The following is a 12,648-nucleotide window of genomic DNA, read 5'->3' on the forward strand; positions in this document are numbered from 1 at the left end:
CTCAAGGGGTGGCCCGGCCGCGGGCGCGGCTGAGCAGGTGGTGCAGTTGGGTGAGCTCGTCGAGGGTGAGCCCGGTGGCGCAGACGAGTTGCTGGGTGAGGTCGCCGACGGCTTCCTGGAGGGCGAGGCCGGTGTCGGTGGGGTGGATGACGACGGTGCGTTCGTCGTGGGTGCCGCGTTCGCGGCGGATGTGGCCCTGGGTTTCGAGGCGTTTGAGCAGTGGTGAGAGGGTGCCGCTGTCCAGGCGCAGGGTGCGGCCGAGGTCACGCACGGTGGTGGGGCCGTCGTGCCAGAGCACGCGCAGGACGAGGTATTGGGGGTAGGTGAGGCCGTGGGGGTCGAGGTGGGGGCGGTAGAGGGAGGTCATGGCGCGGCTGGCCGCGTAGAGCTGGAAGCAGATCATCTGGTCCAGGGCGGTGCTCTCACGCATGCCAGGAACAGTAGTGCCCAACTTAGTTGTGCACAACTGAATGGTGCCGCTGATCACCACCGTGTGTGATCATGCGGCCATGTCGTCCATCCGCTTCCTCAAGCTCTCCCCCACCGTGCTGACCGCACTGGTGGCCGGAGACCTCGACGCCGCCAGCACGGCGGCCGGTCACCCGCTGAGCCACTACCTCGTCGAGGAGAGCTGGCTCTGGGAGATACGTCTCGACGACATCGGCCGTGATCCGGAGGCCGCCGACTGGATCGCCCGCGCCGCCGTCGCCGAACCCGAGGGGATCGTCGTCGGGCACGGCGGGTTCCACGGGCCACCCGACGGCGAGGGCGTGGTCGAGGTCGCGTACTCGGTCGATCCGGCCCACCGCCGGCGCGGGCACGCCAAGGCCATGCTCGCCGCGCTGCTGGCCCGCGCCGACGAGGACCCGCGGGTCACCGCGGTCCGGGCCAGCATCCGGCCGGACAACGTCGGCTCCCGGGCGGTGATCGCCGGATTCGGCTTCCGCAAGGTCGGTGAGCAGTGGGACCCGGAGGACGGTCTCGAAGACGTCTGGCTGCGCCCGGCGGCCTGAAGCGCCGCCGGGGCCGCCCGCACCTGATCAGTGCGGCGGCCCCGGCGGGTGGATCCTGCTCACGCGGCAGCGGCCAGGCGCTGCCCGTGCACGTCGGTGGCCGACAGCCGGCTGCTCAACGTGCTGCGTGCGGCGATCTGCGCGACGTAGCCGGCCCGGCGCCGCGCCGCGCAGCCGTCCTTGCCGGCCGGGGCGTCCTTCTGCTCCATGTGCCGGGTCAGGCCGTCGCGCAGCAGCGCCAGCGCCTCGGTGCGCAGCTGCGACACCCGCGACTCGGTCACCCCCAGGTCGGCGGCGACCTCCGACAGCGGCCGCTCCTGCAGGAACGTCGCCTCCACCACGCGCCGCAGACGCTCCGGCAGGACCGCGACCGCGTCGTGCAGGTAGCCCAGCCGCTCCCGGTGCAGCAGCAGCTCCTCCGGGTTCATCGCGGTCTCGGTGACCATGTCGTCCGCGCCCGCGGTGAAGCCCTGCAACGACAGCACGGCGGCCCGCTGCACGTCGTCGTCGACGCTGGACAGCTCGCCGACCGCGACACCGAGCAGCTCGGCCAGCTCCTCCGGCGTCGGGGTGCGGCCCAGCTGCCGGGTCAGCTCCTCGCGGGCCACGTCGGCGCGACGGGCCCGGGCCCGTACCGACCGGCTGGCCCAGTCCATGCTGCGCAGCTCGTCGAGCAGGGCGCCACGGACGCGGACCGCGGCGAACCGGCCGAACGGGATGCCGCGCTCGGCGTCGTACGCCTGGGCGGCGGTGACCAGCGCGGCGTAACCGGCTGAGGCGAGATCGTCGCGGTGCACGTGCGGCGGCACCTTGAACAGCATCTCGCGGACCATGTGACCGACCAGCGCCATGTTGTCGCGGATGAGCTGTTCCTGGTCGCGGGTGACGGACTTCGGCTGGGCGGTGCTGGTCATTGCTGTTCCCCCTGTGTCGGCTGACCGGCTGACAGGGAGAACTTTTCGTTGCTACGGGTGCAGCTTGCGGGCACTCTCGGTTGCCGCTCGGGTGCACCCGTTTTTTCTTCTCAAGTCGGGGATCACGCCGCTGTCAGCGGTCGGCGGTTCCTCCCGACGGCTCCTCGGGGCCGGCGATCACGACCTCCTCGACGGCGGCCTTGAACAGGTCGAGGGGGCCGCCCTCGGGTTCCTGCTCCTCGAGCAGGGCGAGCAGCATGTGGCCGGTGCCGACGCGGTCGTGGCCCAGCCGCAGGGCCTCGCGGAAGGTCAGCTCGAGTGCCTTGCGGGCGCGGGTGTCGAACGGGATCAGCGGCCGCGGCTCGGCGTCGCCGGGTGGCGGGGTGACCGCGGCGCGGACCTCGTCGAGGCTGCGGCCCTGGGCGGTGACGGCCTCCACGGCCAGCGAGTACGGCTGGTCGAGCAGGCCGAGGACCAGGTGCCCGGGGGTGATCTCGGGGTGGCGCAGCCGGGCGGCGTGGGCCATCGAGGCGACCACCGCGGCGCGGGCGGGGTCGGTGTAGCGGTGGAAGCCGGCGGACGGGTCGGGGCCGTCCTTGGGCGGCACGAACCGTTTCTGGGCGGCCTGCTTGCTGACGCCGAGGCTGCGGCCGATGTCGGTCCAGGAGGCGCCGGAGCGGCGGGCCTGGTCGACGAAGTGGCCGATCAGGTGGTCGGCCAGCTCACCGAGGTGGTCGCCGAGCACGACGGCGCCGGCGAGGCGGTCGAGCGGGTCGGGATGGTTGGTGTTGATCGCGGTGATCAGGTCGTCGAGGCGTACGGTCGTCATGCCGTCAACCTTAGGTTGACGACATGACGACCGTCAACTCAAAGTTGACGCTGGCGGCCGCGTTTGCCGAGCGGGATCTCCGACATGTCGACGGTCTGCGAGGTGATCCGCTTGAAGCCGTACCCACGCTCGGTCATCCACGCCGCGGCCTTGGCCTCGGCCCGCTGCGTCACCTTCGGGATCTCCCGCTCGTCGTCGACCTGCTCGGCGAACCGGAAGCAGAAGAACGGCCGCGCGGCCAGGTCGTAGGTGAGATGGCCGTCCTCGGTGTACTCCACGGCGAGGATGTCGGCGTGCCGGTCACCGGCGGCGATCAGCTCGCCCTTCTGGGCGTCGGACAGGTTGTCGAAGGATCCGCGAACGGTGACGCGGATCGTGCGGCTGGTGCTCATCGCGCCAGTATCGGCCTCACCGGGGCGCCGCTCGAACGAATTCCCGGGCCCCGCGCAGCCGCACGCTCAGCAGTTTCGCCGCCCGGTCGGTGACCAGCCGCAGGTCGGCCGGCCGTTGCAGGCCCACATCGGCGATCCGGGCCGCCGGGATCGCGGCCGGATCCAGGCCGTCGCGCCGCGCCACCAGCACCCCCAGGTCGTAGCGGCTGATCGCGTCGGCGCCGGCCACGTTGAGCACCCCGGCGTAGTCGCCGGCGGCCAACTCCAGCAGCGCGTCGGCCAGATCGTCGACGTGCACCGGCTTACGGATCTCGTCGGTGAACAGGGCGCCCGCCACCCGGCCCGCGATCAGGTCGTGGGTCAGGATCTCGTGGGCGCCGCGCCCGTCACCCATGATGATCGAGGTACGGACGATCGCCGCTGTCGGGTCGACGGCACGCACCGCGGTCTCGGCCGCCGCCTTGGCCGCCCCGTACGCGTACACCGGGTCGGGCAGCGCGTCCTCGTCGTACTCCCCCTGGCGGCCGGAGAAGATCGCGTCACTGGACACGTGCACCAGCCGGATCCCGGCGGCGGCCAGCGCCACGTGGGCGGCGCCGTCGGCGGTGGCCGGCCAGTCGTCGCGGTCCCGGCCGGCCGCGGTGTGCACGATCGCGTCGGGGCGCACCTCGGCCACCACCCGCCGTACGTCGGCGAGATCCCGGATGTCCAGGCGCACCGATGCCGTCGGCGAGGCGCCGACCGCGTCGAAGCCGGCGGCCGCCGCGCGGGCCATGACCCGCCGGCCCAGCGAACCGGTGGCGCCGGTGACCAGCAGCCGCCGGGTCACGACGCCACCCGGGTCCGCAGCGGCACGTCGCGCAGCGCCGCCCACAGCAGCGCCCAGCCGGCGGCCACCGCCACGACCGTGACCACGGCGACCTCGGGCGCGCTGGTCAGCCCCCAGCGGGTGAACGGCAGGCTGAGGAAACCGTTGGCTCCCCCGCTGACGCTCAGCAGCACCGCGGCCGGCAGCAGCGCCAGCAGGCCGCCGCCCTCGTCCCGGTAGAAGGCGCCGCCGAGCAGCGCGCCGGTCATCATCCAGACCGCCAGCATGCTCACATACGCCAGCAGGATCAGCGGGTAATCGCCGGCCTCGAACACCCGCTGATCCTGGAAGGTGCGGGTCCAGCCGGCCGCGCGGTAGACCACCGCCTCCACCGCGTACGCGCCGGTGGCCACGACCGCGAGCAGGCCCGCCGTCACGAGCAGGAAGACCGGGTGCTGCGCCAGGAACTCCCGGCGGGTCCGGCCGTGGGTCAGCACCGTGGACAGCAGGGCGGCGGCACTGTAGCCGTAGCCGGCGGCCAGCCACGGCAGCACCTGGCCGGCGATGTCCACCCCGGACACGGTGACCTCGGTGAACATCGCGGCCACCGCCACGATCACGGCGACCAGCAGGTAGACGCCGAGCAGGAAGCCCACCAGCACGACGGTGTGACTGGACAGCAGATAACGCAGGATCGGCCAGCGGTTCACGCTAGACACCTCCGGTCAGGTGGATGAACAGGTCCTGGACGGCCACCGGGCCCAGTTGCAGACCGTGCAGGCGGGCCGCCTGGCGGTCCTGTTCGGCCAGCGCGCCGTAGACGGTGACCTCCTTGGTCGGGCCCAGGCTGCGCTCGCCGAGCACGGTCAGGCCGGTGACGAAGTCGTCGACCAGCGTCGCCGGGCCGGTCACCGCCACCCCGCGGGTGCGCAGGTCGTCGACGTCCTCACGCAGCAGCAGCCGGCCCCGGTGCAGGATCAGCACCTGCTCGAACAGCGGGCTCTGCTCCTCGATCAGATGGGTGGACAGCACGAACGTGCGGGGATGGGCCACGTAGTCGGCCAGCAGCTCGTCGGCGAAGATCCGCCGGCCGGGCGCGTCCATGCCCAGATGGGCCTCGTCGAACATGGTCAGCGGAGCACGCGAGGCCAGGCCGACGACGATGCCGAAGGCCGACCGCTGCCCGCGTGACAGGCTGCCGAGCGTCTGGCGGCGGGACAGGCCGAAGCGGTCGAGCAGCGCGGCCGCGTACCCCTGATCATGGGTTTTGCGCAGTGCCCGGGCCATGTCGAGGATGTCGCCGAGCCGGTCGATGCCGTCGCCGAGGCCGCCCTCCTCGCGGATCAGGCAGATCCGGGAGGTGGCGCGCGGGTTCTCGAAGACCGGCTCGCCGTCCAGCAGCACCCGGCCGGAACCGGGTTTGCGGAACCCGGCGAGGGTGGACAGCAGGGTGGTCTTGCCGGCGCCGTTGCGGCCCAGCAGGCCGTAGATGCGCCCGGCGGGCAGGTCCAGGTCGAGGGCGTCCAGGGCGGTGGTCTCGCCGTAGCGGACGCACAGGTCGGTGGTGGTGATCATCGGCCGTCTCCCGGGGAGGTGAGCTGGTGGATGCGGGCCACGATGTCGGCGACCGGGATGCCCAGCGTGCCCGCCTCGGCGATCATCGGCTCGAGCACCTCGCCGAAGAAGCGCTCACGCCGCCGGTCACGCAGCCGCCGCTGGGCGCCGGCGCTGACGAACATGCCGACGCCGCGCCGCTTGTAGATGACGCCCTCGTCGACGAGCTGCTGGAACGCCTTCGCGGCGGTGGCCGGGTTGATGCGGTAGTAGGCCGCGTACTGGGTGGTGGACATCACCTGCTGGTCGTCGGCGAGCACCCCGCGCAGCACATCGTCCTTGATCTGGTCGGCGATCTGCCGATAGATGGGGCTGCGATCGTCGAACATCTCAGCCCCTTCGGTTGATTACTTCACTAATGAACCCTAGAACTTAAAGTCCGACCGGTCCATGCCGATGGAAAGGTTCATGAAGAACTTGACCATCGGAAGGCGACTCGGAGTCGGATTCTCCGTCGTCGTTTTCGCCATGGTCGCGCTGGTGGTGACCGGCGTCGTGCAGGTCAACAAGATCAACGACAAGCTCACCGTCATCAACGACCAGAACGCCGTCAAACAGCGATACGCCATCAACTTCCGGGGAAGCGTGCACGACCGTGCGATCGCGCTGCGCGACCTCGTCCACGCCACCGGTTCCGGCGATGTGGCCAGCGAAAAGGCCGAGATCGAGGAACTGGCCGCCACATACGCCGAGTCCGAGACGAAGATGAACGGCATCTTCGCCGACGAGTCGATGGTCAGCCCCGCCGAGAAGGAAGCCCTCGACGGGATCAACGAGGTCCAGGCGCAGACCCTCCCCCTCATCGACGAGGTCACCGAGCTGCGCGAGGCCGGCCGCACCACCGCGGCCGTCGCCCTGCTCAACGCCGAGGCCAAGCCCGCCTTCACCGAATGGCTCCGCGTGATCAACGTGTTCATCGACCTGGAGGAGTCGATGAACCAGCAGGAGACCGCCACCGCCCGCGACATCGGCGACGAGTTCCGGACGCTGATGATCCTGCTGCTGGCCGCCGCCATCGGCGTCGCCACCGCGATCGCCTGGTGGGTCACCCGCAGCATCACCCGCCCGCTCGGCCAGGCCGTCGACGTGCTCGCCGCGGTCGCCGACGGCGACCTCACCCAGCGCCTCGACAACCCGTCCGCCGACGAGGTCGGCCAGATGAGCCGGTCGATGAACACCGCCCTGGAGTCCATCAGCGCGGCCATGCGCGGCCTCTCCCACGGCACCGACACCCTGACCAGCACCAACGAGCGCATGGGCCGGCTGTCCGAACAGCTCGCCGACGGCGCCCGGGAATCGTCGACGCAGGCCGACATCGTCGCCGCCTCCGCCGACGAGGTGTCACGCAACGTGCACACCGTGGCCGCCGGCTCCGAGGAGATGGGCGCCTCCATCCGGGAGATCTCCACCAGCGCCAACGAGGCCGCCATCGTCGCCTCCCGTGCCGTCACCGCGGTGCAGACCACCACCGCCTCGGTGTCGCGGCTGGGCGCCTCCAGCCGGGAGATCGGCGACGTCGTCAAGACGATCACCAGCATCGCCGAGCAGACCAACCTGCTGGCCCTCAACGCCACCATCGAGGCGGCCCGGGCCGGCGAGTCCGGCAAGGGCTTCGCGGTCGTCGCCGGCGAGGTCAAGGACCTCGCCCAGGAGACCGCCCGGGCCACCGAGGACATCGCCCGCCGGGTCCAGGCCATCCAGGCCGACACCGCCGGCGCGGTCACCGCGATCAGCGAGGTCGCCGAAGTGATCGAGCAGATCAACGAGTACCAGACCACGATCGCGTCCGCGGTGGAGGAGCAGACCGCCACCACCAACGAGATCAACCGCAGCGTCTCCGAGGCGGCCGGCGGTTCCAGCCAGATCGCCGCCAACATCGGCAACGTGGCGTCGGTCGCCCACAACACCACCAACCTGGTCAACCAGTCCGACCAGGCGGTACAGGAACTCGGGCAGGTCACCGGGGAACTGCGCACGCTGGTGGCGAAGTTCCGGTTCTGACACCGCCTGGTGACGCGGGGGCTTTCCTTTCGGAAAGCCCCCGCTTGCGCTTACGGCGCCGCGGCCGGTACCGGACGGCCCGAGGTACTCAAGGGGGCGACCGGCGGCACCGGCCGCGGCGAGCTGACGCAATATTGCTTGATCATGATGACTGTCGCATCCGGCCAATCGCCTAGGGGGTGCCACCGCGTCTACGTAGTAGCCGGTATGGTGCGCCGATGATCGGGGACCACAGCGGCGAACTGCCGCTCGATCTGAGCCCGTTCGTCGGCCGCGACGACCTGCTCGCCGCCGTGACCGAGCGACTGCGCCGAACCCGGCTGCTCACCCTGACCGGTCCCGCCGGCGTCGGCAAGAGCCGCCTGGCCCTGCGCGCCGCCGTCCGCCTCGGCCGCGTCCGCTACGCCGACCTGGCCACCGGCACACCACTGTGGGCACACCTCGCGGCCGCCCTCGGCATCCCCGACCACGACACCGCCCACCCCGACGAGATCTTCGCCCACCTCGCCGGGCTGCCCACCGTCCTCATCCTGGACTCCAGCGACCGGATCCCCGGCGCCGCCGACGCCACCACCGCCCTGCTGCGCGCCGCACCCGGACTGCGGATCCTGGCCACCGGACGCCGGCGGCTCGGCATCGACGGCGAGTACGCGCTGCCCGTACCCCCGCTGGGTCCGCCGGACGCGGTCCGGTTGTTCCTCGAACTCGCCGAAGCCGGGGGCGTCGCCGCGACCGCGCTGACCGACCGGGCCGCCGTCGAACGACTCTGCACCGAACTCGACGGACTACCACTGGCGATCAAACTCGCCGCCGCCCGCGCCCGCACCATGTCACTGACCGAACTCACCGAACGCGCCGCCGACCGGTTCACGCTCCTGCCCGGCCTGCGCACCGCCGTCGACCTCAGCTACCGCCAGTGCACACCGCAGGAACGGCAACTGTGGACCACCTGCGCGGTGTTCGCCGCCCCGTTCACCGCGGCCGCCGCACCCGGCGACCTCGACGGGCTGGTCGACAAATCGGTGCTGACCGCGGCCACCGACACCCACCCGGCCCGGTTCACCATGCTGCGCACCCTGCGCGCCTACGGCCTCGAACAACTCGGCGACGCCGCCGGCGCCGCCCGCGACCGGCACCGCGACCACTACCGCGCATTCCTGGCCGATGCCGCCGACGGCTGGTTCGGGCCGCAGGAACTGGACGTGCTGACGACCGTCCGCGACGAACTGCCCGACATCCTCGCCGCCGCCGAGCACGACGGCACCCCCACCCTGACCCGGGACCTCATCCGCACCCGCGCCCCGTTCGTGTTCGGGTTCCCCGGCGTCGTCCCGCCCGCCGACGCCTGGGACATCCTCAGCGCCGACCGGCACACCGGCCCACTGATCGCCGCGATCGGCGCCGCCTTCACCGGCGACCCGAACGCGCCTGCCCTCGCCGCCGACTGCCTGCACCGAGCCGAGACGGCCGGCTCCCCGATAGCCCTCACCTGGGCGCTGTGGGCCACCGCCCTGACCCGCCACCGCGCCGGCGACCACGACACCGCCGACGGGCTGCTCACGACGTGCCTCGACCGGCAACGGTCCTTCGACGACCGGTGGGGCCAGGCGTGGAGCATCGAACTCGCCGCCTGGATCATCGCGGCCCGCTGCGACGACACCGACGAGGCCGGACGAGCCGCCTGGCTGCTCGGCGCCGCCACCGCCCGGCACCGCGACCTCGGCGTCGACCTGACCGGCATCCGGCACCTCGACGACGCCCGCACCCAGGCCCGTGACCGCATCCAGACACTGCTCGGCGCCGACGCCACCGCCGCCGAGACGGCCGCCGGCGTCCAGGGCCACGACCACGCCATCCGCATCGCGCTCGGCGAACCCGTCTCCCGCCGCGCGTCCGCCCCACCCGGCGGCGGCCTCACCACCCGCGAACAGGAGATCGCCGGCCTGGTCGCCGAAGGCCTCACCAGCGCCCGGATCGGGGCACGGCTACGGATCAGCGCCCGTACCGTCGACACCCACATCCGCAACATCGGCGCGAAACTCGGCCTGGCCAACCGGGCCGCCATCGCCGCCTGGGCGTCCTCTACTGCCCCCCGCGGTTGATCGCCCGGCCCGCACCGGCCACCACCGTCGTCGCCAGGATCCAGCCGGCCGCCATCACCGCCAGCGTCACCGCCTTGTCCGCGCCGACCGGATCCCACGCCTTGTCATGACCCAGATCCACCAGCGGCACCAGCACATCCACGCTGTACAGGAACGGATCCCAGGTCGGCGACTCGTCCGGCTTCACCGCCCGCAACGGACCCGACCAGGCGAACCAGCCGGTACTCGCCGCCACCACCGCCAGCAGCCACAACAGCGCGCGGCCCGGCCGGTAACCGAACCCGATCGTCACGTTCTGCACCGCACCCCACAGGGCGCCCAGCCGGCCCTTCGCCCGGTGCCGCAGCCGCTCGCGCACCACCAGCACCTGCCGGGCCTCCTGCTCCCGGCCGTCGCGCCGCAACGCCGCCGCCAACTGGTCGTACGGCCCCAGCGCCGCCCCCGTCGTGAACCGCGCCATCCAGTCCAGACGCTGGCCGGCCGTCCACCCGTCCACATCCTCCGAACGGCGGGTCAGCCGCTCGTAGGTGAGCCCGTCCAGCTCGACCCGGCAGCCCGCGGGCCAGTTCACCGGGTCGTCGACCAGCCGCCCCACCCGGGCGTCACGCAGACTGATCGTCCCGGCCGACTCCGGCGCCGGCCGCAACGTAAGCATCCGCGCCTGCGTCTCGATCAGCAGCAGGGCATGCCGGCCCTCGCGGCCGCGCAGCACCGCCCGCTGCAACGTGATGCTGCCGGCCACCCGCGTGCCGATCAGGTTGACCTCCCCGTCGGCGACCAGATCGTGGCTGAAGAACCCACCCCCGACCACCATCCCGCCAGCGTTGACGGCCGCCCCGGTGTCCGCCGCCGCACCGCACTTCGACCTGGTCAGATCCACGTTCCCGCCGACCCGGGAACCGGCCAGCCGCAGACCCTTGCCCACCGTCGCGTCCCGGATGATCACGCCGCCGCCGACCTCGGCCCGCTGGAGGTATATCGAACCCTGCACGACACTGCGGTCCAGCTCCACGGTCCCGTCGATACGGGCCGGCAGCATCCAGATGTCGCCACCGACGGTCATGTCCCGGCCCGCGAAGTCACCCGCCACCCGCAGCCCGTCGGCCTCGATCCCGGGCAGCGCACACTCGTCCAGGTTCACCGACAGCAGCTCGGCGTGATCCAGGCGCAGCTCCCGCTCGAACACGCACCGCCGCAAATGGACCGGCGCCTCGATCCGCGCGCCGGTCAGGTCCAGGGCCCCGGTGATCCGCGCACCGGCCAGATCCAGGCGGCCGGGCTCCCGCAGCAGCCCGGCCAGGAACGCCGCATCCACGGTCCGGCCGGCCAGATCCAGGCGCGTACCGGCCCGATAGGCGCGGCGCACCCGGCGTTTGATCGTCACCCGCCGATCTAAACAGACCCTTTCCGGTACGGGCTACGCGCTCTGCCCGGACCAGACCCGCGAGCATCTGCCACCCGGGGCCGCAGCGCGCCCGTCGGCGCGAATCGGTGGTCCGGGCCTGCCAACATGATCGAATGCTCCCGACCGCAGCCGACCTCGCCCACCTGATCCGCCACACCGGCCGCGTCCGGATCCTGACCGATCCCTCCACCCCGCTGGCCGACCTGACCCGCTACGAGGCCGTGACCCCGCTGGTCGAGGCCCTGCGCGTCGACCCGCGCGCGGACGTGATGGCCTGGATGCAGTGGCCCGACCTGTGGCTCGAACTCCACGACGTCGACGGCCGCCCCCTGGTCACCCTGGGCCTGCTGTCCCCGGACTGGATCCGCTGGAACCCGCACGGCGACTTCCACCTGTCCGACCCACCCGCCCTGACGACGTGGCTCTCCACCTGGACCGGCCGACGCTGATCAGCGCCGGGACCTGGGCCGGGCGCTGGCCGGCCTGATCGAACCCGGCCGGCTGATCGACGGGATCGCGGGGGTGGAGTTTCGCGGCGGCTGGCGCCGGGCCGAACCGGGGTGAGTCACGGAGGCCGTTGCGTGTGCGGCCACCACTGCCATAAGCCACGTAGGCCACCACGACACCGCCACCGTGCGCACCCACCCGCCCAGGGCGACCGAGAACAACCTCAGGAACGCACGACGGCCTGGATGGTGTCGAGGGCCTTGAGCCGCTCGGCGCCCGTGCCGAGCAGGCCGTCCGGGATGATCAGCTCGTCGAGGCCGATCGCGCGGTAGGCCTCGACGGTGCGGGCGATCTCGGAGGCGGAGCCGCCGTAGACCGGGACCGGCAGGTTCTGCGGCAGCGGGCCGTCGACGACGACCAGCGCCTGCGCGGTCCGGCCGATCGCGCGAGGGTCGCGGCCGACGGTGGCGCAGTGCTCGTCGAGGACCCGCGACTTGTGGGCGATCGTGTCCGGCAGGCCCCACGTGTTCCACAGGTCGGCGTATTCGGCGACGACCTTGAGCATGCGTTTCTCGCCCTTGGCGCCGATCAGGATGGGCAACGGGTCCTGGACCGGCTTGGGTTCGCAGACCGCGCCGGTGAGCTGGTAGTACTCGCCGGTGAAGTCGGTGGTCGGGGTACGCAGCAGGCCGTGCCACACCTGCAGCGCCTCGACGAAACGGTCCAGCAGCTGCTTCACCGGGGGCAGCTCGATGCCGTACTGGTGGTGTTCGTTGACCTGCCAGCCGGCGCCGACACCGAAGACGAACCGGCCGCCGGTGATGTGGTCGACGGTGGCGGCCATGTTCGCCAGGACCGCCGGATGCCGGTAGGTGTTGCCGTAGACGAGCGTGCCGATGCGCACCCGCGGGATCGCCGCGCCCAGGGCGGCGGCCAGCGAACCGGCCTCCAGCATCGGCTTGTCGGGGCGCTGTTCGATCGGCAGGTTCGGCATGAAGTGGTCGGCGATGTAGACGCCGTCCCAGCCGGTGTCGGCCGCGTGCCGGGCCACTTCCAGGATGCCGGTGTACGGCTGGGACGCGCTGGGCCAGATCGAGAGTCGCATGATCGAAACCTTGCCAGA

Annotated in this window: 14 protein-coding genes; 4 read left to right on the forward strand and 10 right to left on the reverse strand. The window is 72.0% G+C overall.

All coding sequences use genetic code 11. The features are described 5' to 3' along the window. Position 1: 1 nt before the first annotated feature. Positions 2–430, reverse strand: coding sequence for a MarR family winged helix-turn-helix transcriptional regulator (locus IEZ13_RS29615; protein ID WP_183224599.1), 429 nt, complete (start codon positions 428–430; stop codon positions 2–4). Positions 431–509: 79 nt separating this feature from the next. Here IEZ13_RS29615 and IEZ13_RS29620 point away from each other — a divergent pair, with 79 nt between their 5' ends. Next, on the forward strand, positions 510–1,013 hold the full coding sequence (locus IEZ13_RS29620) for a GNAT family N-acetyltransferase (protein WP_183224600.1): 504 nt from the start codon (positions 510–512) through the stop codon (positions 1,011–1,013). Between the two features lie 59 nt (positions 1,014–1,072). Here the strand turns inward: IEZ13_RS29620 and IEZ13_RS29625 are convergent, their stop codons facing one another. The 7 genes from IEZ13_RS29625 to IEZ13_RS29655 all read right to left on the reverse strand — a co-directional run bounded on the left by IEZ13_RS29625 (position 1,073) and on the right by IEZ13_RS29655 (position 5,899). After that, positions 1,073–1,927 (reverse strand): sigma-70 family RNA polymerase sigma factor, encoded by an 855-nt coding sequence (locus IEZ13_RS29625; protein ID WP_183224601.1) that lies wholly within the window; start codon positions 1,925–1,927, stop codon positions 1,073–1,075. Between the two features lie 133 nt (positions 1,928–2,060). After that, positions 2,061–2,756, reverse strand: coding sequence for a Clp protease N-terminal domain-containing protein (locus tag IEZ13_RS29630; protein ID WP_183224602.1), 696 nt, complete (start codon positions 2,754–2,756; stop codon positions 2,061–2,063). Between the two features lie 38 nt (positions 2,757–2,794). After that, a complete protein-coding gene (locus IEZ13_RS29635) occupies positions 2,795–3,148 on the reverse strand; it encodes a DUF6204 family protein (protein WP_183224603.1) in 354 nt (117 codons plus the stop codon). A 16-nt stretch (positions 3,149–3,164) separates the two neighbouring features. Then, complete coding sequence (locus IEZ13_RS29640) at positions 3,165–3,977, reverse strand: sugar nucleotide-binding protein (protein ID WP_183224604.1); 813 nt, start codon at positions 3,975–3,977, stop codon at positions 3,165–3,167. Continuing rightward, entirely contained in the window at positions 3,974–4,666 is a 693-nt protein-coding gene (locus IEZ13_RS29645; RefSeq protein ID WP_183224605.1) for a hypothetical protein, read from the reverse strand. The genes IEZ13_RS29640 and IEZ13_RS29645 overlap by 4 nt, the downstream gene beginning before the upstream one ends. Before the next feature lies 1 nt (position 4,667). After that, positions 4,668–5,531, reverse strand: coding sequence for an ATP-binding cassette domain-containing protein (locus IEZ13_RS29650; protein ID WP_183224606.1), 864 nt, complete (start codon positions 5,529–5,531; stop codon positions 4,668–4,670). Further along, positions 5,528–5,899, reverse strand: coding sequence for a GntR family transcriptional regulator (locus tag IEZ13_RS29655; protein ID WP_183224607.1), 372 nt, complete (start codon positions 5,897–5,899; stop codon positions 5,528–5,530). Before IEZ13_RS29655 ends, IEZ13_RS29650 begins: the two co-directional genes overlap by 4 nt. 79 nt (positions 5,900–5,978) lie before the next feature. On the opposite strand from IEZ13_RS29655, the gene IEZ13_RS29660 reads away from it, so the two are divergent. Then, on the forward strand, positions 5,979–7,571 hold the full coding sequence (locus IEZ13_RS29660) for a methyl-accepting chemotaxis protein (protein ID WP_183224608.1): 1,593 nt from the start codon (positions 5,979–5,981) through the stop codon (positions 7,569–7,571). A 218-nt stretch (positions 7,572–7,789) separates the two neighbouring features. Next, complete coding sequence (locus tag IEZ13_RS29665; RefSeq protein ID WP_183224609.1) at positions 7,790–9,673, forward strand: ATP-binding protein; 1,884 nt, start codon at positions 7,790–7,792, stop codon at positions 9,671–9,673. Here the strand turns inward: IEZ13_RS29665 and IEZ13_RS29670 are convergent. Then, positions 9,654–11,057, reverse strand: coding sequence for a hypothetical protein (locus tag IEZ13_RS29670; protein ID WP_183224610.1), 1,404 nt, complete (start codon positions 11,055–11,057; stop codon positions 9,654–9,656). The genes IEZ13_RS29665 and IEZ13_RS29670 overlap by 20 nt on opposite strands. Before the next feature lie 134 nt (positions 11,058–11,191). Here IEZ13_RS29670 and IEZ13_RS29675 point away from each other — a divergent pair, with 134 nt between their 5' ends. Then, entirely contained in the window at positions 11,192–11,527 is a 336-nt protein-coding gene (locus IEZ13_RS29675; protein ID WP_183224611.1) for a hypothetical protein, read from the forward strand. A 221-nt stretch (positions 11,528–11,748) separates the two neighbouring features. Here IEZ13_RS29675 and IEZ13_RS29680 read toward each other — a convergent pair whose 3' ends face one another. Continuing rightward, positions 11,749–12,630, reverse strand: a complete 882-nt coding sequence (locus IEZ13_RS29680) for an LLM class flavin-dependent oxidoreductase (protein WP_183224612.1) — start codon at positions 12,628–12,630, stop codon at positions 11,749–11,751. Positions 12,631–12,648: the final 18 nt, after the last annotated feature.

The organism is Actinoplanes campanulatus, from assembly GCF_014647795.1.
Taxonomy (GTDB): domain Bacteria; phylum Actinomycetota; class Actinomycetes; order Mycobacteriales; family Micromonosporaceae; genus Actinoplanes; species Actinoplanes campanulatus.